The sequence below is a fragment of the Actinomadura vinacea genome (assembly GCF_039532545.1).
GTDB classification, from domain to species: domain Bacteria; phylum Actinomycetota; class Actinomycetes; order Streptosporangiales; family Streptosporangiaceae; genus Spirillospora; species Spirillospora vinacea.
Genome location: NZ_BAAARW010000006.1, coordinates 240,751 through 265,435, shown reverse-complemented (window position 1 = coordinate 265,435; position 24,685 = coordinate 240,751). Strand labels below are relative to the sequence as shown.

21 protein-coding genes are annotated in these 24,685 nt (G+C 70.0%); 11 read left to right on the top strand and 10 right to left on the bottom strand.

The window, feature by feature from the left end; all coding sequences use genetic code 11:
* Positions 1-12: 12 nt before the first annotated feature.
* Together ABD340_RS09790 and ABD340_RS09785 are read right to left on the bottom strand one after the other, a co-directional pair.
* Entirely contained in the window at positions 13-1,224 is a 1,212-nt protein-coding gene (locus ABD340_RS09790; protein ID WP_344588357.1) for an amidohydrolase family protein, read from the bottom strand.
* 44 nt (positions 1,225-1,268) lie between these two features.
* Positions 1,269-2,873 carry a FadD3 family acyl-CoA ligase gene (locus ABD340_RS09785; RefSeq protein WP_344588356.1) on the bottom strand — a complete coding sequence of 535 codons (1,605 nt, stop codon included), beginning with the start codon at positions 2,871-2,873 and terminating at the stop codon, positions 1,269-1,271.
* 124 nt (positions 2,874-2,997) lie between these two features.
* Here ABD340_RS09785 and ABD340_RS09780 point away from each other — a divergent pair, with 124 nt between their 5' ends.
* Positions 2,998-3,774: an enoyl-CoA hydratase/isomerase family protein gene (locus tag ABD340_RS09780; protein WP_344588355.1), complete on the top strand. Its 777-nt coding sequence runs from the start codon at positions 2,998-3,000 to the stop codon at positions 3,772-3,774.
* A gap of 122 nt (positions 3,775-3,896) precedes the next feature.
* On the opposite strand, the gene ABD340_RS09775 is transcribed toward ABD340_RS09780, so the two are convergent.
* A complete protein-coding gene (locus tag ABD340_RS09775; RefSeq protein WP_344588354.1) occupies positions 3,897-5,078 on the bottom strand; it encodes an acyl-CoA dehydrogenase family protein in 1,182 nt (393 codons plus the stop codon).
* 131 nt (positions 5,079-5,209) lie between these two features.
* Here ABD340_RS09775 and ABD340_RS09770 point away from each other — a divergent pair, with 131 nt between their 5' ends.
* Genes ABD340_RS09770 through ABD340_RS09755 form a run of 4 tightly spaced genes read left to right on the top strand, consistent with a single transcriptional unit; the run spans position 5,210 to position 9,357 of the window.
* Complete coding sequence (locus ABD340_RS09770; protein WP_344588353.1) at positions 5,210-6,088, top strand: enoyl-CoA hydratase; 879 nt, start codon at positions 5,210-5,212, stop codon at positions 6,086-6,088.
* Positions 6,085-7,248, top strand: a complete 1,164-nt coding sequence (locus tag ABD340_RS09765) for an acyl-CoA dehydrogenase family protein (RefSeq protein ID WP_344588352.1) — start codon at positions 6,085-6,087, stop codon at positions 7,246-7,248. Before ABD340_RS09770 ends, ABD340_RS09765 begins: the two co-directional genes overlap by 4 nt.
* Complete coding sequence (locus tag ABD340_RS09760) at positions 7,245-8,231, top strand: acyl-CoA dehydrogenase family protein (RefSeq protein ID WP_344588351.1); 987 nt, start codon at positions 7,245-7,247, stop codon at positions 8,229-8,231. Before ABD340_RS09765 ends, ABD340_RS09760 begins: the two co-directional genes overlap by 4 nt.
* A 19-nt stretch (positions 8,232-8,250) precedes the next feature.
* Positions 8,251-9,357, top strand: a complete 1,107-nt coding sequence (locus ABD340_RS09755) for an acyl-CoA dehydrogenase family protein (RefSeq protein ID WP_344588350.1) — start codon at positions 8,251-8,253, stop codon at positions 9,355-9,357.
* 49 nt (positions 9,358-9,406) lie between these two features.
* Here ABD340_RS09755 and ABD340_RS09750 read toward each other — a convergent pair whose 3' ends face one another.
* From ABD340_RS09750 to ABD340_RS09740, 3 genes are all read right to left on the bottom strand, one after another.
* Complete coding sequence (locus ABD340_RS09750; protein WP_344588349.1) at positions 9,407-10,036, bottom strand: TetR/AcrR family transcriptional regulator; 630 nt, start codon at positions 10,034-10,036, stop codon at positions 9,407-9,409.
* A 377-nt stretch (positions 10,037-10,413) separates the two neighbouring features.
* A complete protein-coding gene (locus tag ABD340_RS09745) occupies positions 10,414-11,208 on the bottom strand; it encodes an IclR family transcriptional regulator (protein WP_344588348.1) in 795 nt (264 codons plus the stop codon).
* Positions 11,209-11,239: 31 nt separating this feature from the next.
* Entirely contained in the window at positions 11,240-12,085 is an 846-nt protein-coding gene (locus tag ABD340_RS09740; RefSeq protein ID WP_344588347.1) for a fumarylacetoacetate hydrolase family protein, read from the bottom strand.
* A gap of 92 nt (positions 12,086-12,177) precedes the next feature.
* Here ABD340_RS09740 and ABD340_RS09735 point away from each other — a divergent pair, with 92 nt between their 5' ends.
* From ABD340_RS09735 to ABD340_RS09715, 5 genes are all read left to right on the top strand, one after another.
* Entirely contained in the window at positions 12,178-12,933 is a 756-nt protein-coding gene (locus ABD340_RS09735; protein WP_344588346.1) for an RraA family protein, read from the top strand.
* The gene (locus ABD340_RS09730) at positions 12,930-13,424 is read left to right on the top strand and encodes a nuclear transport factor 2 family protein (RefSeq protein WP_344588345.1); all 495 of its coding nucleotides are present in this window, start codon (positions 12,930-12,932) and stop codon (positions 13,422-13,424) included. The genes ABD340_RS09735 and ABD340_RS09730 overlap by 4 nt, the downstream gene beginning before the upstream one ends.
* Positions 13,425-13,726: 302 nt before the next feature.
* The gene (locus ABD340_RS09725) at positions 13,727-15,103 is read left to right on the top strand and encodes an MFS transporter (RefSeq protein WP_344588344.1); all 1,377 of its coding nucleotides are present in this window, start codon (positions 13,727-13,729) and stop codon (positions 15,101-15,103) included.
* Between the two features lie 139 nt (positions 15,104-15,242).
* Positions 15,243-16,406, top strand: coding sequence for an L-talarate/galactarate dehydratase (locus tag ABD340_RS09720; RefSeq protein WP_344588343.1), 1,164 nt, complete (start codon positions 15,243-15,245; stop codon positions 16,404-16,406).
* Positions 16,407-16,843: 437 nt separating this feature from the next.
* Positions 16,844-17,206 (top strand): hypothetical protein, encoded by a 363-nt coding sequence (locus tag ABD340_RS09715; protein WP_344588342.1) that lies wholly within the window; start codon positions 16,844-16,846, stop codon positions 17,204-17,206.
* Positions 17,207-17,389: 183 nt separating this feature from the next.
* Here the strand turns inward: ABD340_RS09715 and ABD340_RS09710 are convergent, their stop codons facing one another.
* From ABD340_RS09710 to ABD340_RS09695, 4 genes are all read right to left on the bottom strand, one after another.
* A complete protein-coding gene (locus tag ABD340_RS09710) occupies positions 17,390-18,496 on the bottom strand; it encodes a winged helix DNA-binding domain-containing protein (RefSeq protein WP_344588341.1) in 1,107 nt (368 codons plus the stop codon).
* Positions 18,493-18,852 (bottom strand): hypothetical protein, encoded by a 360-nt coding sequence (locus ABD340_RS09705; RefSeq protein WP_344588340.1) that lies wholly within the window; start codon positions 18,850-18,852, stop codon positions 18,493-18,495. Before ABD340_RS09705 ends, ABD340_RS09710 begins: the two co-directional genes overlap by 4 nt.
* Before the next feature lie 446 nt (positions 18,853-19,298).
* Positions 19,299-20,303, bottom strand: coding sequence for a hypothetical protein (locus ABD340_RS09700; protein WP_344588338.1), 1,005 nt, complete (start codon positions 20,301-20,303; stop codon positions 19,299-19,301).
* A 79-nt stretch (positions 20,304-20,382) separates the two neighbouring features.
* Positions 20,383-21,648, bottom strand: coding sequence for an erythromycin esterase family protein (locus tag ABD340_RS09695; protein ID WP_344588337.1), 1,266 nt, complete (start codon positions 21,646-21,648; stop codon positions 20,383-20,385).
* A gap of 381 nt (positions 21,649-22,029) precedes the next feature.
* On the opposite strand from ABD340_RS09695, the gene ABD340_RS09690 reads away from it, so the two are divergent.
* Positions 22,030-24,102: a phosphocholine-specific phospholipase C gene (locus tag ABD340_RS09690; protein ID WP_344588335.1), complete on the top strand. Its 2,073-nt coding sequence runs from the start codon at positions 22,030-22,032 to the stop codon at positions 24,100-24,102.
* Positions 24,103-24,685: the final 583 nt, after the last annotated feature.

Genomic DNA, 24,685 nt, shown 5'->3' with positions numbered 1-24,685 from the left:
CCGGCGCCGGTCTCACCTCGCGGCCCCGGTCCAGAGGCCGTCCGGGCCGAGGTGCAGCATGCGGATGGCGTTGCCCCGCACCACCGCCTCCACCGTTTCGGCGGGCAGCCCCGCCAGCTGCCGCTCGGCCAGCTCCCGGCTGTGCGGCCAGGTGCTGTCCGAGTGCGGGTAGTCGGTCTCGTACGTCACGTTGCCGACGCCGATCTCCTCCAGGGAGCGGACGCCGTGCGGATCGTCGAAGAAGCAGCCGTACACGTGCTCGCGGAACAGCTCGCTCGGCGGGCGCGTCACCCGGTCGGCCACGCCGCCCCAGCCGCGGTTCTCCTTCCAGACGGTGTCCGCCCGTTCGAGCACGTACGGGATCCACCCGATCTGGCCCTCGGAGTAGGCGATCGTCAGGTCGGGGAAGCGGGTGAAGACCCCCGACATCAGCCAGTCGGCCAGCGAGAAGCACGTGTTGGCGAAGGTGATGGTCGAGCCGACCGCGGCGGGCGCGTCCTCCGACGTCGAGGGCATCTGCGAGGAGGAGCCGATGTGCATGTTGATCGTGGTGCCCGTCTCGGCGCAGGCGGCGAAGAACGGGTCCCAGTGGTCGGTGTGCACGCTCGGCAGGCCCAGCCGCGGCGGGATCTCGGTGAAGCACACCGCGTGCACACCGAGCGCGGCGCAGCGGCGCACCTCCGCGGCGGCCAGCGCGGGATCCCACAGCGGGACGATGATCAGCGGGATGAGCCGGCCGCCCGAGCCGCCCGCCCACTCCTCGATCGTCCAGTCGTTGTAGGCGCGCACGCACAGCAGCGCGAGGTCGCGGTCGCGGGCCTCGGTGAACGTCTGGCCGCAGAAGCGGGGGAAGGTCGGGAAGCACAGCGAGGACTGGATCCAGTTCGCGTCCATGTCGGCGAGCCGCTCCGGCACGCTGTGGCAGCCGGGCCGCATCTCCTCATAGGTGACCCCGACCACCTGGACGTCGTCGCGCTCGTAGCCGACGGCGGCGTCCAGCCGGGTGAGGGGCCGCCGCAGGTCCTCGTACACCCACCAGTCGCACGGCGGGCCCTCCTCGGCCATCCGGAAGGTGAAGCGGCCGCCGACGAAGTCCATCTCCGCCGGCGCCCGCACCACCCGCGGCCCGGTCTCGCGATATCTGGCCGGGAGCCGGTCGGCCCAGACGCCCGGGGGTTCGATGACGTGGTCGTCCACTGAAATGATCTTGGGAAGCTCTGGCACGGTCGATCACCTGCCCTGCACTCGACGGATCGTCGTCTGGATCGTCATGGGGTGGGCTCCCCCGCCGGGGACGGGCGGAGCCGATGCTTGAGGACCTTGCCGGCGGCGTTGCGGGGCAGCTCGTCCACGAGCTCCACCCGCCGCGGCACCTTGTAGTTGGCCATCCGCTCCCGGCTCCAGCGGATGATCTCTTCAGGGTCCGGCCGGGGTCCGCGCCGCGGCACCACCGCAGCCAGGCCGACCTCGCCGAGCCTGGGGTCGGGGACGCCGACCACGGCCGCCTCGGCGATCCGCTCGTGCCCGGCGAGGATCCGCTCCACCTCCGCCGGGTACACGTTGAACCCGCCGACGGTGAACATGTCCTTGAGCCGGTCGGTGATCCGGACGCGGCCGTGCTCGTCCACGACCCCGACGTCGCCGGTGCGCAGCCAGCCGTCGGCGTCGACGGCCTCGGCCGTGGCCTCCGGGTCCTCGAAGTAGCCGCGCATCACGTTGTAGCCGCGGACCCGGATCTCGCCCGGCTCCCCCGGAGCGGCCTCCCGGCCGTCCGCGGTCACGGCGCGCACCCGCGTGCCGGGGATCGCACGGCCCGACGTGCCGGCGATGACCTCGGCCGGGTCGTTCCGGCGGCACATGGTGACCGTGCCGGTCGCCTCGGTGAGCCCGTAGGCGGTGAGCACGGTCTCGAACCCCAGCTCGGCGCGGATCCGCCGGACCAGGTCCAGCGGAACGACCGCGGCGCCGGTCACCGCCGTCCGCAGCGACGAGAGGTCGCGGCCGGCACGCCCGGGATGGTCCAGCAGGGACAGGTACAGTGTCGGCGGTCCAGGCAGCACGGTGACGCGCTCCGCCTCCACCGCCTCGATGACCGCGGCGGGGTCGAAGACGGCCTGCGGGATGATGGTCGCGCCCCGCATCAGGCAGGCCAGGACCCCCGCCTTGAACCCGAAGGTGTGGAAGAACGGGTTCACGATCAGGTAGCGGTCCCCCGGGGCCAGGCCGGCCACCTCGCTCCAGGTGTCGAAGACCCGCAGGTTCTGCGCATGGGACGTCATCACGCCCTTCGGACGCCCCGTGGTCCCGGACGTGAAGAAGATGTCGGAGACGTCATCGGGCGAAACCGCCGCCGCCCGTTCCGCGACGAGACCCGCGGGCACCGCGTCGCCTTCGGCGAGGAACCGCTCCCAGTCGGCGGACCCGAGGACCACCATGGATCGCAGGTGCGGCAACTCCCTGTAGAGCGAACCGTCGGCACCCGCCGGGCCGCATGCCTGACGCAGCATCCCGGGGTAGTCGTTGCCGAGGAACGGGGGTGACACCACCAGGAGGCGGGCCCGGCTCTTACCGAGGATGTAGGCCGCTTCGGGACCCTTGAACCGCGTGTTGAGCGGCACCAGCACGGCCCCGGCCGTCATGGCGCCGAGGGCGGCGACCACCCACTCGTGCGAGTTCGCCGCCCAGAGGGCGACCCTGTCGCCCTGCCGGACCCCGCCCCCGATCATCGCCGCCGCCGCCCGCCGGACCCGCACGGCCAGCTCCGCATGGCTCAGCCGGACCGGCCCGTCGACGACGGCCGGGCTCCCGGCGAAGCGCCTGGCCGCGTCCTCGACGAGCCTGGGCACCGTCTCCCACTGAAGGTCACCGCGCATGCCGCTCCCGGGAGTCGCACGTTTCTGACTACCCGTCAGGTTAGCGCCGAGAACGCCTTGCTGAAAGCCCGTCAGATAACCGAGGATGGACGGCGACCACGGATCCCACGCGCCGGGAGGACAGATGACCGGCTTCCGGACACTCCGTTACGAGGCCGCGGAAGGCGTCGGGCGGATCACTCTCGACCGCCCGGAACGGCACAACGCGTACGACCGCACACTGGTCGACGAGTTGCACGGGCTCTGGCGGGACCTCCGCTTCGACGACTCGGTCCGGGTGATCGTGCTGACCGGGGCCGGAGACCGGGCGTTCTGCACCGGCATCGACCGGGACGAGGTGGTCCCCCAGCCCGGCTCGCCGTTCATGGTCGACGACCCGTCCGAGCGGCTCGGCCCCAAGGCCGCCGGCCTGTGGAAGCCCGTGATCGCCGCGGTCAACGGCATGGCCTGCGGGGGCGCGTTCCATCTGCTCGGCGAATGCGAGTTCATCATCGCCGCCGAACACGCCACCTTCTTCGACCCCCACGTCTCGTACGGCATGGTCGCGGCGTTCGAGCCCACGCACCTGAGCCAGCGCCTGCCGTTCGGGGAGCTGATGCGCATGTCGCTGACCGGGACCGCCGAGCGGATCACCGCCCGGCGCGCCTACGAGATCGGCCTTGTCTCGGAGGTCGTTCCCGGTGCCGAACTGCCGGACGCGTCGGACCGCGTGGCCTCCCTGATCGCCTCCTACCCGCCCGCGGCCGTCCAGGGGACCGTCCGCGCCGTCTGGGCGGCCAGGGACATGTCACGCCAGCAGGCCCTGGCGATGGCCCCATCGCTGGTCAGCCTGGGAAGCCTGGCGAAGAACGAACAAGAAGACCTGTTCCGCTCACGTCCCGGCGAATGGCGAGCGCGCTGACCCGTGGCGCCGCCCGCACGCCCCGGCGGCTGCCCGCTCCCGCCGCGGCGGTGACCACGACCGAGCGAGGAGCCGGTGCCCGGGGACGTAGGCCGGGACGGGCTGCTCGGTCTCCGGGGTGGTCACGGTCGCGCCTCCCTGGGCAGGCCGAGCACGCGTTCGGCGATGATGTTCCGCTGAATCTCGTTGGAGCCGCCGTAGATGGTGTCGGCGCGGCTGAAGAGGAAGAGCCGCTGGAACTCGTCCAGCGCGTAGGGCGGGGCCTGGGCGACGAGAGACGTCGCCCCCGCGACCTCCATGGCGAGTTCACCGAGGCCGCGGTGCCAGGTGGCCCAGAGGAGCTTGGAGACCGACGCCTCCGGCCCGGGCGTGCCCGAGCGGTTCCCGGTCAGGGTGCGCAGAGCGTGCAGCCGCATCACGTCAAGGCCCATGCGCGCGCGGGCGATGCGGTCCTGGATCACGGGGTCGTCGATCGCGCCGTTGCGCCGGGCCAGCGCGACCACGGCGTCGAGTTCGCGGCCGAATCCGATCTGCTGGCCGACGGTGGAGATCCCGCGCTCGAACCCCAGAGTGCCCATGGCGACCGTCCAGCCGGCGCCGGGCTCCCCGACCACGAGCGAGGCGTCGGTGCGGGCGCCGTCGAAGTAGACCTCGTTGAACTCCGACGTCCCGGTCAACTGCGTGATCGGCCGGACCTCGACACCGTCCTGGCGCATGGGGACGAGCAGGTAGGAAAGGCCCTGGTGGCGCCGGGAACCGGGCACCGTGCGGGCCACCGCGAAGCACCAGTCCGCGTGGTGGGCGAGCGAGGTCCAGACCTTCTGGCCGTCGATCACCCACTCGTCCCCGTCGAGCCGGGCCCGGGTCGACACCGAGGCCAGGTCCGAGCCCGCACCGGGCTCGGAGTAGCCCTGGCACCACAGTTCGCGCACCGCGACGATCGCGGGCAGGAAGCGCCGGCGCTGTTCGCCGGTGCCGAAGGCGATCAGGGTGGGCCCCAGCAGTTCCTCGCCGAGGTGGTTCACCCGGGCCGGGGCCTCCGCCCGCGCGTATTCCTCGTGGAAGATGATCTGGCGGAGCAGGCCGAGCCCGCGCCCGCCGTGCTCCTGCTCCCATCCGATGCAGGTCCAGCCGTGGGCGCCGAGGTGCCGGTCCCAGGCGAGCCGCTCCTCGAACGCCTCGTGTTCGCGGCCGGGCCCGCCCAGCCCGCGCAGCCCGGCGAAGTCGCCGGAAAGGGCCGTCTCCAACCAGTCTCGGACCTCGCGCCGGAACGCCTCATCCGCTGCCGAGTACGTCAGATCCACGTGCGCGTCTCCGTCATATGAGCTCCCTGTGCCGGCCTGCGGCGACGATAGCAAATCTAACATTTGTTTGGTATAGCTGATTCCGGGCCGGTCCGGACCCCGGCAACGCGACGACCGTCAGGAGAGAGCGCATGACGATCCAGGAGACCTCCGCCGAAGAGCAGGTGGTGACCTACGAACGGCGCGGCACGGTCGCGATCGTGACCCTGAACCGGCCGCGCTACCGCAACGCCCAGAACTCCAAGGTCACCTACGCGCTGGACGAGGCGTTCGTCCGCGCCGTCGACGACGACGAGGTCAAGGTGATCGTGCTCGCCGGGAACGGCCCGCACTTCTGCGCCGGTCACGACATCGGCACGCCCGGGCGCGACATCGACGAGTCCTTCGAGCGCAAGGCCGTGATCTGGTGGGACCACATCGGCAGGGCGGGCGTCGACCGGAGGCTGGCCCGGGAAGAAGAGGTCTACCTGGGCATGTGCCGCCGGTGGCGGGAGATCCCCAAGCCGATGATCGCGATGGTCCAGGGGGCCTGCATCGCCGGCGGGCTCATGCTCGCCTGGTCCTGCGACTTCATCGTGGCCTCCGACGACGCCTTCTTCGCCGACCCCGTCGTCCGCATGGGGATCCCCGGAGTCGAGTTCTTCGCCCACCCCTGGGTGATGAACCCGCGGGCGGCCCGGGAGTTCCTGTACACCGGCGACCGCTTCACCGCGGCGCGCGCCCACGCGCTGGGCATGGTGAACCACGTCGTCCCCCGCGAGGAACTGGAGCGGGCGACGCTGGCGATCGCCGAACGGATCGGCGAGATGCCCGGCTTCGGGTTGGCGCTGACGAAGAAGGCCATCAACCAGGCCGAGGACCTGCAGGGCATGCGGAGCGGGATGGACTCGGCCTTCGGACTGCACCACGCCGCCCACGCGCACAACGCCGAGGTGAGCGCCGACTCGCTGGCCGGCATGGACGCCCGCGCCGTCCGCGACGCGGCGGCGCGACCGGAGGACACCCGATGAACCTCGACCTCGGCGACCGCGAGCGGGCCTTCCGGGATGAGGCCCGCGGCTGGCTGGAACGGCACGTCCCGGAGTCGCCGCTGCCGCACATGGACACGGCCGAAGGCTTCGAGGCCCACCGCCGGTGGGAGGCCGCGCTCGCGGCGGACCGCTGGTCGGTCGTGTCGTGGCCCGCGGCCTACCTCGGGCGCGACGCCTCCCTCCTGGAGTGGGTCCTGTTCGAGGAGGAGTACTACCGGGCGGGCGGGCCCGCGCGCGTCGCGCAGAACGGCATCTCCCTGCTCGCCCCGATCCTGTTCGAGTACGGGACCCCCGGTCAGCGGTACCGGTACCTGCGCCCGATGGCCGACGGCACCGAGATCTGGGCGCAGGCCTGGTCCGAGCCCGAAGCCGGGAGCGACCTGGCGGCGCTGCGCAGCACCGCGGTCCGCGACGAGGCCCGTGGCGGGTGGATCCTCAACGGCCAGAAGACGTGGAGCTCGCGGGCCGCGTTCGCGCACCGGGGCTTCGGGCTGTTCCGCTCCGACCCGGCGGCCGGGCGGCACAAGGGCCTGACCTACTTCCTCTTCCCGCTCGGCGCGGACGGCATCACCGTCCGCCCGATCCCCAAGCTCGACGGCCATCCCGGATTCGCCGAGATCTTCTTCGAGGACGTCTTCGTGCCCGACACCGACGTCCTCGGCGCGCCCGGCGACGGCTGGCGGGTGGCGATGAGCACCGCGGGCAACGAGCGCGGCCTGTCCCTGCGCTCACCGGGACGCTACCGCACCGCCGCCGACCGGCTCTCGGCCCTCTGGCGGGAACGCGGGTCCGGAGCCGCGGACCTGGGCGACCGGGTCGCGAACGCCTGGATCGCCGCCCAGGCCTACCGCCTGTACACCTTCGGCGCCGTCACACGGATCTCCGAGGGCGGCGGCATCGGCGCGGAGGGAAGCGTCAACAAGATCTTCTGGTCGGAGCTCGACGTACGGCTGCACGAGACCGCCCTCGACCTGCTCGGCGCCGAGGCGGAGCTGCGCGGCACGGGCGCGGTCGCCGACGGCGCGTGGATGGACGGCTACCTGTTCGCCCTGTCCGGGCCCATCTACGCGGGAACCAACGAGATCCAGCGCGACATCGTGGCCGAGCGCGTCCTCGGCCTGCCGAGAGGAAACCGATGAGGTTCTCCCTGAACGACGAGCAGCGCGGCTTCGCGCAGTCCCTGGACGACCTGCTGGGCGATGCAGACGTTCCCGCCGCTTCACGCCGCTGGGCGGACGGGGACGGCGCGGCCGGCCTGAAGCTGTGGAAGCGCTTGGCCGACCTGGGGGTCAGCGCGCTCTGCGTGCCCGAGGCCCACGGCGGCCTGGGCGCCGGCCCCGTCGACATGGTCGTCGCGTTCGAGGCTCTGGGCCGCCATCTGGTTCCCGGCCCCCACGTCGAGTCGGCGGTGCTGGCCCCGGCCCTGCTCGCCGCCTCGGGAGGCGGGCCGGGGCTGGACGCCCTGGCCGACGGTACGACCATGGTGACCGTCGCCGCGCCACCGCTGACCCCCTTCGCCCTCGACGCCGACGTGGCGCACGAGGTGCTCCTCCTCGACGGCACGACACTGTTCACGGCGGCGGCCGGCGAGGCGCGCACGTCCGTGGACCGCTCCCGCAGGCTCTTCGACGTGCACCGCGGGGAGGAGGTGGGTCGCCTGGAACCGGCCGCTGCGGAGCGCGCGCTCGACGGCGCCGTGCTCGCCTGCTCGGCCCAACTGCTCGGCGCCGGGGAGCGCGCCCTGGCGACCACGGTGGAGTACGCCGGGTCACGGCGCCAGTTCGGCCGGGCCATCGGTGAGTACCAGGCCGTCAAGCACGCCCTCGCCGACATCCGCGTCGCCCTCGACTTCGCCCGTCCCCTGGTCTACGGCGCCGCCGTCTCGCTCGGCGCGGGAAGCCCGGACGCGGGCCGCGATGTCTCGGCCGCCAAGGCGGCGGTTTCCGATGCCGCCTATCTCGCCTCCCGCACCGCCCTCCAGACGCACGGCGCGATCGGCTACACCGAGGAGTACGACCTCGGGCTGTGGATCAACAAGATCCGGGCACTCACCACCGCCTGGGGCACCCCGCGACATCACCGGGCCCGGGTGCTCACCGCCATCACCGCCGTCTCTCCCTGACCCGCACCGAGGAGCGCCCATGTTTTTCGCACTGAGCGAGGAGCAGTCCGAGCTCGCCGCCACCGTCGGCGACCTGCTGGGACGGCGCGGCACCGGCGAGGCCGTGCGCCGAGCGGTCCTGACCCCGTCCGGTTACGACACCGCGCTGTGGTCGACCCTGTGCGAGCAGATCGGGGTCTCGGCCCTGGCCATACCGGAGAAGTTCGGAGGCGCCGGCTTCACCCTCTTCGAAACGCACGTGGTACTGGAGCGGCTCGGCTATGCGTTGACTCCCTCTCCCCTCCTGGGTTCGGCCGTGCTCGCCGCGCAGGCGCTCCTGCGGTCGGAGCACGCCGAGGCGTGCGCGCGGCTACTGCCGGGCATCGCGTCCGGTACGACGTTGGCCGCGCTCGCGTGGGCTTCGGCCGATGGAGGCTGGCACCTCGACCGCTCGGACGTGCACGCCTCCCCCGGCGCGCGGCTGACCGGGACGTCCCATCTGGTGCTCGACGGCGCGGCGGCCGACGTCCTGCTGGTCGTCGCGGAATCCGGCGCGGGCACGACCGGGTTGTACGAGGTCGATCCCCACGCGGAGGGCGTCCGCCGGGAGCACACCCCGGCCATGGACACGACGTTGCGGCTCGCCCGGATCGATCTGGCCTCCGTGCCCGCGCGCGTCCTGGCCGACGACGCCGGCGCCCTGCTCGGCGAGCTCCACGACGTGGCGGCCGTGGCCGTCACCGCGCTCCAGGTCGGCACGGCCCAGCGCTGCCTGGACATGACGGTCGCCTATGCCAAGGAGCGAGAGCAGTTCGGGCGGCCCATCGGCTCGTTCCAGGCGCTCAAGCACCGGATGGCCGACATGCTGGTGCAGGTGGAGACGGCGCGCACGGCCTCCTGGGCCGCGGCCTGGTCAGTCGCGGAGAACGCACCCGACCTGCGGGAGCGGGCGGCGACCGCGAAGGCGTGGTGCTCCGACGCGGTCAACGCGGTCGCCGCGGAGACCGTCCAGCTGCACGGCGGCATCGCGATCACCTGGGAGCACGACGCGCAGATGCTCTTCAAACGGGCCCATGCGACCTCGCAGCTGTTCGGGCAGCCGCACGAGCAGCGCAGAAGGCTCTTCGAACACCTGCGCCTGAGGTGAGCGCGAGCCGTTCCAGCACGGAAACGGCTTGGGCGACCTGCGACGGTTGCTAGAGCAACCCCCCGTAGAGAAGGTTCTGGTACTGGTCCGCGACGGCCTCGGAGTCGAACTGCCCTCCGGCGCGGTACCACCGCACGGTCGACCAGATCGCGTCCCGGATGAACAGGTAGGCGAGCTTGACGTCCACGTCGGGCCGGAAGACCCCCGACGCCTGGCCCGCGGTGAGCACCCGAAGCCAGATCCGCTCGATCCTCGCGCTGTAGGCCCCGACATAGGCGAAAGCCTCCTCCCGCGCCAGGTTGCCCGATTCGTTCTGGTAGACCGCGACCGCATGCGGGGCGCCGTGGATGACGGAGAACGACACGTGGATCAGCTTGCTGAGGGCTTCCCGCGGGTCGTCGTCATGGCCCTCGATGGCGGCGTAGCCTTCGTGCAGACCGGACAGGAAGTCCCGGAGGATCTCGTCGAGCATCGCCTCCTTGGAGGCGAAGTGGTGGTAGATGCTGCCGGCCAGGATGCCCGCCGCCTCGGCGATGTCGCGCACCGTCGTCTTGGCGTAGCCCTGCCTGGCGAAGAGCTCGGCTGCGACCGCCAGCAGCTGTGCACGCCGGTCGAAGGCGCCGTCGGCCTTGCCCGACTCCCCCTTGGGCGCCCCCCGGCGCGACCTGGCCACCGCCATACGGTCTCCCCTCAAGCTCCGGGACGACGACCGTCCCGGGCATCAACCTTCATTCCGAAGGATCCACCATACCGAACAAATATTTGGTTGGCCTGGAGGTGTCATGAACACCGATTCCCCCCGATGACCGTCCCGGCGCTGCTTCGCGCCGCGACCCGGCGCGCACCTCGCCGTTACGCCGATGTGCGACTGGCCTACCAGGAGCTCGCCCGGCTCGTCGGGCGGGCGGCGCGGTCCTGCCTCGCCTGGACGTGCAGGCCGGAGAGCGGGTGGCCTGATCTTGGTGGCAGAGTGTGGCGGCAAGTGCTCCCGTCAGGGAGGAAACACCCCGGGAATGGGAGTGGGAAGCCGGCGATCGCCCCGGGGCGGGCATCGGATCAGATCGCGGTGCGGGCGTGGCCGAGCGCGGCGGAGACCTCTGCCGCCGCGGCGGCGACGAGGTGGCCGATGTCGTCCATGACGTGCTCCATTCGCTCGGCGACGCCGGCGACGCTGATCGCGGCGATGGGACGTCCGGTGTGGTCGTACACGGGGGCGCCGCAGCAGCAGCTGGACTCGTCGAATTCTCGGCGGTCCTCGGACCAGCCGCGTCGACGTGTCCGTTCGAGCGTGGCGCGCAACTCGGCGATCATGCCTTCGTGGAGCGGGGAGTCCGCCGCGCGGAGGAGCGTGTCGAGCTGCTCGTCGAGCTGTGCGTCGGGCAGCGCGGCGAGGTAGGCGCGCCCGACCGAGGTGCTGTGGAAGGGACGGCTGGCGCCGATCTCATCGGTCACCGCAACGGGGCGGGGACCGCGTTCACGGTGCACGAAGACCATCGCGAGGCCGTTGGGGACGGCCAGGCTCGCCGTTTCCCGGGTCTGCCGGACCAGGCGAGCGATCACCGGGACCGCGGCGGACCTCAGGTCCACTGAGCCGAGCGCGGCACCGGCCAGCCGCGCCGTGGACGGGCCGAGCCGCAGGTTGCCGGTGGCCGGGTCGCTGGCCAGCCAGCCTCCTTTGACCAGCCGGTCGACCAGCCGGTAGGTGGTACTGCGACTCAGGCCGAGGACGCGTGCCAGGTCGGAGGTGGTGCAGGAACGTACCGTGGCCAGATGGTCGAGCATGGCCAGGCCGCGGTCGAGCGCTCCCGCACCCGGCCCGAGCACGGTGGGGCTCTGGGGGCTCTCGGTCACATGGTCTCCACGTCCTGGAAAGAACAGTGTCTCACTGAGCAAGACTACTGACCTCCCTTCCCCCTGTCGGTCCGTCCTCCTCCACCGGGTTGCCCAGGCGCCCGATCCCGCCGATCTCGACTTCGACGTGGTCGCCCGGGCGGAGGCTGAGGCGTGGCCGGCGGAAGTCCCCGCAGCCGGCGGGCGTACCGGTCAGGATCACATCTCCCGGGTAGAGGGTGAAGAAGCGGGAGCAGTAGGCGATCAGCTCCGCCACGGGGAAGATCATGTCGGCGGTGGTGCCGTCCTGCATGCGCGTGCCGTTCACCCAGGTACGAACACGGAGGTCCTGCGGGTCGGCGACCTCGTCGGCGGTGACCACCAGCGGGCCGAGCGGGCAGAAGGTGTCCAGGCCCTTGCCGCGCAGCCACTGCCCGTCCTCGGCCTGGAGGTCGCGGGCGGAGACGTCGTTGGCCGTGGTGTAACCGAACACCTGGGCCAGGGCGTGCTCGGGACGCACATGGCGGCAGGTCCGGCCGATGATCAGCGCGAGCTCGGCCTCCCAGTCCGCGCGCCGGGTCACGGTGTCGTCGATCCGGATGGGCTCGCCGTCGCCGATCGCGCTCGACGGCAGCTTGGGAAAGAGGTAGGGCCTGGCGGGGATCTCCCAGCCCATCTCCTCGACCGTGTCCCGGTAGTTCAGCCCGATCCCGTAGATCATCACGGGACGGAAGGGAAGGGCGTACCGCGGCCGGCCGGGCAGGCGCTCCCCGGCCCGGGGGCGGTCGCCTCTGATCACCTCCAGGAGTGACGCGGCGCGCCGCGCCCGGCGCCAGCCGTCCCCTTCGTCCACTGCGAGGACGTTGTCTCCTCCTTGCCGCAGCGTCGCGTATCGCACCGTCGACCTCCCGAGTCTGGACGCGGACATGTTGTCGGGCTATTCTCCCCGGTGTCCCAATGAACGGCAAGCTGTCTCAATGAATGGGAATTATGAGTGAGGAGACAAGGTCCATCGATCCGGAGGTGCTGGCCAAGCTCCGCCGCGTCAGCACCGCGACGCTGGCCACCCGGCTGCTCGCCGCCGGCCTGCGTCAGCAGTTCCTCGTCGGTCTCACGGCGGTGAATCCCAACGCCGCGAGCTTCGTCGGAGAGGCGTTCACGATGCGCTTCATCCCTGCCCGGGAGGACATCGACACCCTGGACAGCCTCTACGGCGAGGACAACCTGCAGTGGGCGGGAGTGGAGAGCCTGCGGACCGGACAGGTCCTGGTGATCGACAGCCGGGACGACGTGTCCGCGGCCTCCGCGGGCGACATGCTGATCACCCGGGCGCTGCACCGGGGCGCCGCCGGTTTCGTCACCGACGGAGCGTTCCGCGACGGGCACGCGCTGCGCGAGATCCCGCTGCCGACCTACAGCCGCGCCATCACCTCGACCTCCCGGCTGAGCCGGTTCCACGTCGCCGATCTCCAGGTCCCGATCGGGTGCGCCGGCGTGGCCGTCTATCCGGGCGACGTGCTGGTCGGGGACCCCGACGGGGTGATCGTCATCCCGAGGTCGCTGGCCCTCCGGATCGTCGATGAGGCACTGGAACAAGAGGAAATGGAGACCTACCTGCACATCCGGGCACGGCGGGGCGAACCCCTGACCGGAGGCCTCTATCCCCCGAGCGAGCAGACCAAGAACGAGTACCTGCGGTGGAAGGCGAACCGCAAGGACGGCAACACCAGTGAGGTGGAACTGTGACGAGGTTCGGCGACCTCGACCGGGCGACCCGGCGGGCGCGGATGGAACAGACCCTCCGCACCTACTTCGACGGCTGCAACGAGGCCGACGTGGACAAGATGGCGGCATGCTTCGCCCCGGACGCGGTGCACTACTTTCCGCCCGGCCTCGACGGGCCGTGGGTCGGCAACCGGGTCATCGCGGAGAACTGGCGCAACCTGGTGCTGACCATCGGCTCCGCCTGGACGATCGACCGGCTCATAGCAGAACCGGAATCACTGCAGGCCGTCATCGAGTGGACCCATTACAAGACGGAGCTCGACGGGTTCCTGCGCGGCGATGAGTGGTACGCCTTCTCGTCCGAGACGGGCTTGATCACCGAAATCCGCGCCTACTACGGGGCTCGGGCCGACGACCGCCGGCACGTCGAACTCCAGGGCTTCCCCTACGCCGAACGCGGCTATGCCACAACTTGCCCCGTCCCACGGCCACATCCCGACGCCGCTCAATGAGCGAACGGTCCATCAGCCGCATCTTCGCGCGGGTGTGCCGGAGGAAGGGCCTCCCCGCCCGAAAGGTGATCGACGGTGAGCACCTTGAGGCAGCGCATACCATCCGCCCCACCCGACCCGCATCAGGACATGTTGCTCCCCGGGCCACCTCGCACATAAGCCCTGCTCCCCCTCGGCGACCACGCTGAGGCGATCCCACAGCCTCCACCCCCGAATTCACCCGTCGCTCCAGTAGGCGAGACGCGGTCCTGATCAGCGGGACATCGCCGCTCAGGGAGCGATGACGAAACCGAGGCGTTCGTATGAGTTCACTGCCTTCCCACCCCACCCCCGACCACGAGCCGCTCCTCAGCTCGGCCTGCGGCAAGATCATGCGCCGGATCGTGCCGATCTTCGCGATCATGATGTTCGCCAACCAGCTCGACCGCGCCAACATCGGCTACGCCGAGCACCATCTGGAGGCCGACCTCGGCATCGGCGCCGCCGCCTACGGACTGGGCGCAGGACTGTTCTTCATCGCCTATGTCCTGTTCGAGTTGCCGAGCAACGCGCTGATGGACCGCTTCGGCCCGAGGCTGTGGCTGTCGCGGATCTGCGTCACCTGGGGCCTGGTCTCCGCCCTGATGTTCCTCGTCCAAGGGGAGATCAGCTTCTACGTCCTGCGCTTCCTGCTCGGCATCGCCGAAGCCGGCTTCGTCCCCGCCGTGCTCTACTACCTCACCCAGTGGCTGCCCAACACCTACCGAGGACGCGCCAACGCCCGCTATGCGGTGGGCGCCCTCGTCGCCTTCTCCGTCGGCGGCGTGATCTCCGGTCCCCTCCTGGCCATGGACGGCGTCCTCGGTCTGCACGGCTGGCAGTGGATGTTCCTGATCGAGGGCCTGCTCTCGGTGGCCATCGGCGTCTTCGCCTTCTTCCGCCTGGAAAGCCGGATCGAGAACGCGAGCTGGCTCACCCAGCCGGAAAAGGACGCGCTGCAGGCCGAACTCGACGCCGAGAGGCGCGCCGCCGCGGCCACCGCGGACCACCCGCGGTGGTGGACCGTCCTGCGCGATCGGAAGGTCGCCCTGTTCGCCTTCATCTACTTCACGGTTCAGATGTCCATCTACGCCAACACCTTCTGGCTGCCCTCCGTCGTCAGGGGCATCGACAGAGCCGACGACATCACCGTGGGCCTGCTCTCCTCCCTGCCCTGGATCTGCGCCATAGTCTCGATGTTCACGCTGTCACGCATCGGCGACCGCACCGGACGCCGCAAGGAACTCCTGATCGGAGCGCTGCTGACGGCCGCGGTCGGCTCACTCGGCGCCGCACTGGTCGGCCCTGTGCTCGCCCTGGTGATGCTGTGCGTGGCGGCCATGGGCTTCAAGAGCATCAGCCCGATCTTCTGGCCGATCGTGCAGCGGCAGTTCCATCCGGTCACCGTCGGCTTCACCATCGCCATCGTCAACAGCATCGCCAACCTCGGCGGATTCGTGGCCCCCTACGGATTCGGCCTGGTCAAGGAGCACACCGGCAGCACACAATGGGGCCTCATCGCGCTCGCGCTCCTCTCCGCCGTCGCAGCGGTCGCCACCCTGTTCGTGCGCAACGCCCCACGCATCCCGGACAGCGGAACCCAGATCCAAAAAGTGGGTCACCGGGCGCCGACGAACCAACCCCCTCGCCCGACGCGGTGACCCCCGTCCGGTGCAGGCCGTGCCCGACTGCTGGAAAGCAGACCTGCGCGGACCGTGCCGAACAGAAACCGCTCATTCACAGCGGGTGCGGATACCTCGAATCCGCTCCGTCCCCGCTCCATCGAATCAGGAGGAACCGATGACGGCGACGAAGCCCAGGCCGTTCGAAACCGTGAGGCTGCGGGCCAGCCTCGACCAAATCCGTTCCGTCTCGCTGTCACTGGTGCGCCTGCCGCTGGCCGCACCGATCAGCGACGCCAAGGTGCTCACCGGACGGCAGAAGCCACTGACCGAGATCGCGTTCCTCTTCGCGCAGATCACCTCCGAGGAAGGGCACGAAGGACTCGGCTTCAGCTACTCCAAACGAGCCGGAGGGCCCGGACTGTACGCCCATGCCCGCGAAATCGCTCCCGAACTGATCGGAGAGGATCCGAACGACATCGCTCGGCTGTGGGACAAGATGATCTGGGCCGGCGCCTCGGTCGGACGCAGCGGTCTGGCCGCCCAAGCCATCGCCGCCTTCGACGTCGCACTGTGGGACCTCAAAGCCCGCCGCGCCGGCCTGCCCCTGGCCAAGCTGCTCGGAGCCCACCGCGACAGCGTCGACTGCTACAACACCTCCGGCGGCTACCTGTCGATGCCCATCGACGAGATCGTGGCCAACATCGACGCCGCGCTCGCCCGCGGCATCGGCGGCATCAAGATCAAGGTCGGGCAGCCCGATACCAGGGCCGACCTGGAAAGGGTCGCCGCAGTGCGCGAGCATCTCGGCGACGCCGTCCCGATGATGGTCGACGCCAACCAGCAATGGGACCGCGCCACGGCACTGCGCACCGGTCGCGAACTGGAGCGCTTCAACCTCACCTGGATCGAGGAACCACTCGACGCCTACGACGCGGAGGGGCACGCCCGCCTCGCGAATGCGCTCGACACCCCGATCGCGACAGGCGAAATGCTGACGAGCGCCGCCGAGCACTGGAACCTGATCCAGGCCGGAGCGTCCGACTTCGTCCAGCCCGACGCCCCCCGCGTCGGCGGAATCACGCCTTTCCTGCGCGTCATGGCCCTGGCAGACCACAAAGCACTCTCACTGGCACCGCACTTCGCGATGGAAATCCATCTCCATCTCGCCGCGGCCTACCCGCGCACCACGTGGGTGGAGCACTTCGAATGGCTGGAACCCCTGTTCAACGAACGCTTCGAACTGCGAGATGGCCAGATGCTCGTGCCCGCGAGGCCAGGCCTGGGGCTGTCACTGAGCGACCAGGCCGGAGCGTGGACCACGGACCGCTTGACCATCTGATCCATCACCGCATCGACCAGTACCGGTAGCAACCCCGCACCTCCTCAGAACCGGTCGGCCGCACCGGTTCTGAGGAGGGATCGACGGCGCAGCCCGCGCCCGGCACCACAACGCAGCAGACCATCGACGAAGTGACCGGCGCATGACCGCCCCCTGGGCGATGGCCTCACCCTAAGCCGCGCTGCGGACGCCCTGGAGGCGGCCCGCGCGGAACTGATGCCCCTGGCCGGTACCGAGAGCCACCTCCCCCGGCGGCTCAACGGGGAGCTGACCCGTACGACCTTCCAACTGGCCCTCTTCGCCAGCAGGTGCGTCTCCCCTGCCGTCCTTGGGGACAAGGGGCGTGGGTTCAAAATCCCGCCGTCCCGGGCTGGTGCGCAGCCGCGTGGTCGCCAAAGACGGCCTGCGGCTCGTACTGAACGAACCGCTCCTGGGCGGTGGGCGGTCCCCGGAGACGGCCGACTTCCAGCACATCGCCCTGGCCTGCTCGGACGCCAAAGCGGCGGCCCACGAGCTGCGCGCACGCGGCGTCCCGCTGCTCCCGGTCCCGGGGAAACTACTACGACGACATCGCCGCTCGTACCGACCTCGCCCCCGGGACCATCAAGGAACTGCGCGAGGCCAGGGTGATGTACGACCAGGACGGCACGGGAGAATTCGTGCACTTCTACACCGCCACGCTCGGCCGACGGCTGTTCTTCGAGATCGTGCAACGGCTGAGCGGTTACGACGGCTACGGCGCCGCCAACACCCCGGTCCGAATGGCGGCACAATATCGGCAGCTCACAGGCTTCGCCTGACCTGGCACCAGCGCGCAGAGTCCCTCGGCCAACCCAGCCTCCTTCGGTGGGGTTCAAGCGGCTGTTGGACGGCAGTGCGGCGTCGGCGGCGGAGCATGGCGTTGATGTCGAAGCCTTCGAGGGTGGCCTCCCCGGTACGGGCGAGCCGCTCGGCGTCGATGCGGCCGCCGCCCAGGGCTGGGCTTACAGCAGGCTCACCGAGACGGCGGCGCGTGCGCCCAGGAACACGCCCAGCTCGTCGGCCGCGGCCTGCAGCGCGCCGGTCTCGGCGGCGTCGAACGGCCGGTACAGCGCCGCCTCGAGCACGACGGCGTCGGCCCGGACCGTGCGCCTCCAGCGGCCGGCCACCTGCGTATCGACCACGATGACGCCGTTCGGCAGAGCGAGCTTGTCCGGCGCCGCAGCCGCCAGGCCGCCGATATCGAGCAGGTACTTGCTCTGCCTGTAGCCGACGATGTACTCGTCGTACGCCTGCAGCAGCCGCACCGATGGGGACGGGGCCGGCTCAGGGGCCTTCCCCGGCGCGAACCAGTAGGTGACGCCGTCTACGTCGGTGCTCTCCAGCGCGTCGCCGGCGAGTGACAGCCCGGTGGCGATGTCGGCGCGCGTGAGGCTGGACCACCACGACAGGTCCTTCGCCGTCGCCGGACCATGGCTGGTGAAGAACCTGCGCACCAGCTCGGCGAGCGCCGCCTCGCGCTCCAGGCTCGCCGCCCGCGGGACCCGCTCCTCGAGCAGCGCGTACGTGTGCTGTTTCCCCCGCAGCGGGCCGCTGCAGATCACCCGCTCCAGTTCGGCGTGGATGAGGATGTAGCCGAGCCGGAACCCCTCCGCGGTGATGCCGTGGCGGGCGAGCAACACCGCGATCTCAGTACGGGTCAGGTGGTTTCCGGCGGCGACGGCGTCGGCGATCAGGTCCGTGGAGCGGCGCAGCAGCGGGCCGTCGAGCTCGCCCCGCCGGTAGGCATAGGCGTTGAGCGCGTGCACCCGCGGCGCTGTCAGATCCAGCAGCCAGCACAGGTCGGAGGGAGCCACGAAGTGCCACGTCGGGCGCAGCACGTGCGTGCGCAGGATGACGCCGTCGTCGAACGCGCGATCAAGGTCTGCGTCGGTGACGCCGGGGCCGAGCCGCTGGGCGACCGCCCACTTCGCCGGGTGGTAGTCCTGCGACTGCAGCGCGCCGAACCAGCCGACCACCTCGGCGGCGTCGGCGAACGGGGCCGGCTGCGCGCACCCCAGGCCGACGGAGCCGACGCGGCGGTGGGCCAGCTCGAGCCCGTCCAGCGTCACGGCTGCCCTCCGGCCCATGCCTGGACGACCTCGTCGAGCACCTCCATCGGCAGCGGACCGGTGTCCGGCACCACGTCGTGGAACGTCTCGTCCAGGGGGGCGGCCACGGCGGCCCGGATGTGCTGGATCTCCATCCGACCGACCATGTACGCCGGCGCCTCGATCTCGACCCGGTTGGTCGCGGTGTGCTCGACCATGAAGTCGACCGCCTGCCGTGCGCCGTGCGCCGGTCCGGTGGCCTCGGTGTGGTCGGTCGGCCGATCCGCGTGGTCACGGACGCCGAGAAGCCGGGCGTCGCCGGGGTAGGCGTCGAAGAGGACGTCCATGAGCTCGCCGGCGAGCTGGTCGATGGCCATGCGGACTCTCCCCCGGATCGGCTCGTCGGCACCACCGTATCTGTCGCTCGCCGAAGCGAGACGAAGGTAACGCACAGGAGACATCGACGGCCGTCCGCGCCCCCACGGCGCCACGTGGGTCCACTACCCCTTGGGGCACGCTGGCTAGAGGGGAGATGCGGACTGTCGCGGAGTCGCAAGCAAAGCTGCCGCGTTGCCGACCGAGTGGTCTGGCAGACGCGAGAGCGCGCTTTGGAAGCAGTGAAGATCTTCGCTGCCGCCTGGAAGGCGTCGAGCTGGCCCGGCAAGTTGCCGCGGCCGCGCTGCCCGGTTCTCGGCGCGGACACGCTCAACGAAGCGATTCGACCGCCAAATCGCGGTCTTCTCGATGTGACCCCAGGTGACCGGGTCACAGCAAATGGATCAGACCCCTGTGACCTCACCTGGAGCGGCCACGTCGTGACTACCTAGTCCTCAAGACCGAACACCGCGGAGACTCGCTGTGCAAGACCTTTCTCGGTGCCCCTGGGAGCCACTCTGAGCCCGTAGAGGCCCAGATGCCGGGTCTGCTCGGTGAGCCGGTCGGTGAACAGTGCGTCGCGCTGGAGCAGGTTCTGCAGCGCCTGCTGCGGGTCACCGGTCTTGGCAAGGAATCCCCATGCCGGTCCGCCACGGCTGTCGAACACCGCCTGGCGGAACTGAGGAGTCGGCAGCAGCCACACGGCATGGCCCACTTCGGCAAGCAGGGGTTGGACGAGGTCGGGCAGCAACCGGAATCCCTCAGCGACCACCGGCCGATCGGCGGGGAGGGCGAGAAGGTCTTCAATGATCAGGTTGAAGCCTTCCCCGCGGAACCAGTGGAAGGTGTCGAGCATCTCGCGCGGACTTCTGGCGACCCAGCGTTCGTCCATGTCCATGGCAGCGAACTTGCCCAGGTAAGGAGCTTGTTCCACGGGCATACGGCGGGCATGGTCGGGCATGACCGCGTCGGTACCGTACAGGCGCATCCCGTACCGGTCGGCGATACGTCGGGCGATGGTGGATTTTCCGGACCCGCTGCCGCCGCCGATCCAATAGACATGACGCAACCGTTCCCGCCAAAACTTGGGGGATGTCCCTTCGTGCAATGCAGAGTGCATTCGTTGGCTCCTCTCGAGTGCCTGCCCGGCGGGCATTGAGGACGAACACCCGGTGCACAACCGAGCCGGACCGGCCGTGAGGGATAAAAGTAGCGTCGCACGTTCTCGGTCTTCTTGTGCCGGGACTTGGCCGGAGTAGCTGACCCGGACGCGCAGGTCGCCGGCCCATTCGATGTTCGCCAAGACCCGTACGCCTCCTTGATACGGCTGGACGTTGTGGATGGTCAGACGGGCCGCTCCGATCTGCGGGACGACGGCGTCGTCGAGTTCGACGATGGAGGCGGTGATCCGTGTGGAGGGGGTGAACGTGTTCGCCGTGGCGCTGAGGATCACCTGGCCACGCGCGACGAAGACGGCGGTGCCCGTAAAGGGCTGGCAAGCAGCGCCGTGAAGACGCCCAGGCCGTCGGCCACTAGAAGTTGAGGGTGTGGTCTGTCGTCGCAGTGGGGGTGGACATGACCGCGTCAAAGGCATGGGGCACGGGTGTGTCCATGGTCGCGCTCTGTGATCGGATGCGCTCCAGTGACACCACCGCCGGGTCGGTCGGGCATAGATCCGTCAAGGTGATGTCCGTGTCGAATCCCGCGTCGGCAAGGGCTTTCTCAACGCTTCCCGGAGGCGGGGCGTCGAGGGGAACGGATTCGATGGTGAACCCGACCGGAGAGTCCTCAGCGGGCCAGTTCATCTCCGGCACGTGGTCGGCGGTGTGGGTCAGGCCCACCGCGCGGTAGTCCCGGTCGAGGCTACGTGCGAGGTGGTACCCCATTGGCAGGGCGGTGGGGTAGCCGTCGTAGGTGACCAGGGTTTTCTGGATGTGGTTGTTGTGGGCGACCAGGACGACCCGCGCGTCGGGGGCGAGGCGTTCCAGATGCCACCGCACGCATATGGCCATGTAGTGGTCGCGGATCGAGGTGTCGTCGGGTAGACCCGTCCCGGAGAACAGGTTGTTCATCGCCCGCAGCATGTAGTCGGTGTGGCAGGCCGCCTCGAGGTGGCGACGTGCGACGTCGAAGCGGTGCTGGTCGCTGCGGGCGACGTAGAGCGGTTCGAGTGCGCGCAGCCGCAGCGACAGCCGTGCCAGGCCGGCCGTCAGGGACTCCTGCCGGGACGAGTCGAGGCTCGCCCACTGCGGGGCGGACGCGGCGGCCGAACCTCCGGTGATCTCGTCGGCCGTGCGCAGGATGCCGGTCACCTGGTCGGCGGTGTCGGCGTCGACCGCCCGCAGGTAGTCGACGACCGGGTCGAGGTCGGGTCGCAGGGTCAGGGTGTTGGGAAGGTCGATCCCGACGATCTGGATGGGCTGTGACCTACCGCGGTTGTAACGGCGCAGCCACCGCAGCAGTTCTCCGAACAGGTTGAGGCTGTGGAGGCCCAGTAGCCGGGTCAGGTCGTCTTCATCGCCGTCGCCGGCGAGCCACGCATTGACGGCCGACGCTTCGCCGTCCCCCATCTCGAACGCCACGACGGTGAACCCGCAGCGCTCCAGCAGGTAGCGGAGCAGTCGCGCACGGGCGAGCGTGAACTCGTGCACGAAGTGCGCGCCCTCGCCGATGGCCACGACCCGGGCGTCCCCCACGACGTCACGCAGGGGGTCGAGGTCGTTCAGAAGCGGCTCGTCGGGATCAAGGGTGTTCAGCACAGCGGTGTGCTTGGCCAGGGAAGAGGTGCTGGACGTCATGGTGATGTGCTCGTTTCTCTGCCGTGTGACGGTTGACCGCGGTCAAGAGCGCAGCGCCGAACAACGGAACGCCGCCTGATCCAGCGTGCGTTGCCGCCGCCGTTGGAGCCGGGGACGCCCCAGCGCTGCCGCTTCTTGCGGGTGCGGGTCAGAGAAACAAGCTGCCGATCGCCATATTTTGACCCTATCAAGGGTGCGCCACGGTGAAGACCAGCGCCGGATCTCAATGTCAGGGGCGTTGATCGGCGCAAATACCGCGTCCATTGCTGGAAGCCTCTCCGGAGCAGGGGGCCGATGGCCCCAAGGAGCGTTCGTCGCCTGGACACCGGAGGGCCGTGCGTTCGTCCGGCGGTCGTCATCACGGCCCTGGAGAAAGCTCGCATGCACAGCGACACTCGTGGCGGCATCGGCCGTCGTCGGTTCCTGCAGGGCAGCGCGGTCGTCGGCGGCGGCGCGCTGGCGGGCTCCCTGCTTCCGCCGTCCGTACACGCGGCCCTCGCCATGCCGGTGCGTCCAGGCGGCCTCAAGGCCATCGAGCACGTGGTCTTCCTCATGCAGGAGAACCGCTCGTTCGACCACTATTTCGGACGGCTGCGCGGCGTGCGCGGCTTCGCCGACCGCAACGCGATCCGGCTGCCCGGCGGCGGCTCGGTGTTCGAACAGCCCTCGTCAGGCGGCGGCAAGGTGCTGCCGTTCTCGCTGCGTGAGGCGGCGCGGACGGCGGGCAAGGACTTGCAGTGGATGGGGGACCTGCCGCACGGTTGGCCGGACGGGCAGGCCGCGCACGCCGACGGCTGGAACAACGGCTGGATCGCGGCCAAGACCCCGGCCACCATGACGTACCTGGAGCGTTCCGACATCCCGCTGCAGTACGAACTGGCCGACACGTTCACCATCTGCGACGCCTACCACTGCTCGGTGTTCAGCTCCACCAGCCCGAACCGCAACTACCTCGTCTCCGGTCACACCGGCTTCGAGGCCGACGGCACCCGCGCCGTCACCAACGCCGCCTACTCCGACGCGCACGCCGGCTACACGTGGACGACGTACGCCGAGCAGTTGGAGAGAGCCGGGGTGTCCTGGCAGGTCTACCAGGAGTGGGACAACTTCACCGACAACAACATCGAGTTCTTCGCCTCGTTCAAGCGCATCGCCGCCAAGGTGATCCCGTCCCAGTACAAGAGCATCGAGTCGTTCTACGGCGCCGTCCAGCAGGCGGACGCCGCCGCCCGCGAACGCCTGCTCAAGGACCTGGACGCGAAGGCCGCCGCCCTGCCCGCCGCCGAACGCCGCCTGTTCGAGCGGGCGCTGCGCCGTCACGAGCCGGGCAGTCTGGCCGCGCGTTTCCGCGCCGACGTCGCGGCGGGACGGCTGCCCAAGGTGTCCTACCTGGTGCCGTCGTCGGTCGACTCCGAACATCCCGGGGCGTCGTCGCCGATCCAGAGCGCCCGCGTCAACTACGACATCCTCGACGCGATCGCGTCCCACCCCGAGGTGTGGGCGTCGACGGCGCTGTTCATCACCTACGACGAGAACGACGGGCTGTTCGACCACGTCCCGCCGCCGATCCCGCCGCCGTCGGTCTCCGACGAGTTCGCGGACGGCGGCCCGATCGGGCTGGGCTTCCGCGTCCCGATGACCGTGGTGTCGCCGTGGTCGGCGGGCGGCTTCGTCAACTCGCAGGTGTTCGACCACTCCTCGCTGGTGCGGTTCACCGAACAGTGGCTGGGCGTGCGGGCGCCGCACATCAGCGCCTGGCGCCGCACCGTGGCGGGCGACCTGACCTCGGCGTTCGACTTCGGTTCGGCGGGACGCCCGCCGAAGCCGACCCGCCCCGGCGCCGTGCCTCCGTTCACCGGCCGCTGGCGCCCGACCCCGCCCGCCGACCAGCGCATGCCGTCGCAGGAGCCGGGCACCCGCCCCGCCCGTCCGCTGCCGTACCAGCCGGAGGCATCCGTCCGCGTCTCGGGCCGGACGCTGCGCCTCGACCTGGTCAACCACGGCCTGGAAAGCGTCCATTTCGCCCTCTACCCGTACGCGGGGGAATTCCCGCGTCCCCGGCACTTCGACGTGGCGCGCACCGAGCGCGCGGACATCCCCCTCAGCGGCGACGCCTACAACCTGACCCTCACCGGCCCGAACGGTTTCCGCCGCGAATTCTCCGGTACGGTCACGGACACCGCCGAAGTGGCCTCGTCCTCCGGTCCCGACCGCCGCGACCTGCGAATCTCCCTCCGCAACACCGGCCGCGCGCCCCTGAAATTCCAGCTCGCCTCCCTTGCGCACGGCGACCGCCGCCGCGAAATCACCGTCCCGCCAGGCCAGAGCCGCACCGTCGACTGGCACACCCGGCAAGGCTGGTACGACGTCGAAATCAAGACCGCCGAAAACCGGGCGTTCCATCGCCGCCTGATGGGCCACATCGAAAACGGCCGTCCCAGCATCTCCGGCTGAACCGAAAAGGCGGGGCCGCCCCCTCCTCGGCCCCGCCTTTGGCCCGGTTATTCGTATCGACGGCAGTGGAGTCATCGCCAGGATCGCGGCGGGGGCGTCCGCGCCCAACATGGGAATACCTTCGCGCCCGCTGCCGGGGGACCGTTGAATCCGGCAGGGCGGACCGTCGCGATCACTCGCGACCGTGGCGCCTGGCCGGCCCCAAGGGGAAAGCACACCCCTCGCGCCCGTGTTGTCCACCAGTTCGGCGAATGACCCCTCGTTACTGGAAGGAGAGCAAGTTGCGCACCGCGGTCACGTCCGTTCTATGAACGACGTGCTCGTACGCCCGAAGTCGATCGAGTCCAAGTTCGTTTCATCCCGACACGAATAGGCTCAAGTGAAACGAAAGCACCAGGAGTTCCACACAGATCTCTTCCGAAACTCCGGTGGACGTGAATCTTGCCCCCGGGACGGCATGGCTCGCTCGACTGCGGGGTCATTTGTCGGATTTATGCTAATTTCACCGCAACGGGGCCGGCCGTTCACTTGATACGGACAGCCAGAATCAGGAAGGTCTCCGATCTTTTTAGAAACTTCGGGA

Excerpts from the sequence above, each read along its gene's own strand:
- ABD340_RS09785 (WP_344588356.1), bottom strand. The coding sequence starts at position 2,873 with ATGCGCGGTGACCTTCAGTGGGAGACGGTGCCCAGGCTCGTCGAGGAC.
- ABD340_RS09780 (WP_344588355.1), top strand. The coding sequence starts at position 2,998 with ATGACCGGCTTCCGGACACTCCGTTACGAGGCCGCGGAAGGCGTCGGG.
- ABD340_RS09770 (WP_344588353.1), top strand. The coding sequence starts at position 5,210 with ATGACGATCCAGGAGACCTCCGCCGAAGAGCAGGTGGTGACCTACGAA.
- ABD340_RS09765 (WP_344588352.1), top strand. The coding sequence starts at position 6,085 with ATGAACCTCGACCTCGGCGACCGCGAGCGGGCCTTCCGGGATGAGGCC.
- ABD340_RS09760 (WP_344588351.1), top strand. The coding sequence starts at position 7,245 with ATGAGGTTCTCCCTGAACGACGAGCAGCGCGGCTTCGCGCAGTCCCTG.
- ABD340_RS09755 (WP_344588350.1), top strand. The coding sequence starts at position 8,251 with ATGTTTTTCGCACTGAGCGAGGAGCAGTCCGAGCTCGCCGCCACCGTC.
- ABD340_RS09750 (WP_344588349.1), bottom strand. The coding sequence starts at position 10,036 with ATGGCGGTGGCCAGGTCGCGCCGGGGGGCGCCCAAGGGGGAGTCGGGC.
- ABD340_RS09735 (WP_344588346.1), top strand. The coding sequence starts at position 12,178 with ATGAGTGAGGAGACAAGGTCCATCGATCCGGAGGTGCTGGCCAAGCTC.
- ABD340_RS09725 (WP_344588344.1), top strand. The coding sequence starts at position 13,727 with ATGAGTTCACTGCCTTCCCACCCCACCCCCGACCACGAGCCGCTCCTC.
- ABD340_RS09720 (WP_344588343.1), top strand. The coding sequence starts at position 15,243 with ATGACGGCGACGAAGCCCAGGCCGTTCGAAACCGTGAGGCTGCGGGCC.
- ABD340_RS09705 (WP_344588340.1), bottom strand. The coding sequence starts at position 18,852 with ATGGCCATCGACCAGCTCGCCGGCGAGCTCATGGACGTCCTCTTCGAC.
- ABD340_RS09695 (WP_344588337.1), bottom strand. The coding sequence starts at position 21,648 with ATGACGTCCAGCACCTCTTCCCTGGCCAAGCACACCGCTGTGCTGAAC.
- ABD340_RS09690 (WP_344588335.1), top strand. The coding sequence starts at position 22,030 with ATGCACAGCGACACTCGTGGCGGCATCGGCCGTCGTCGGTTCCTGCAG.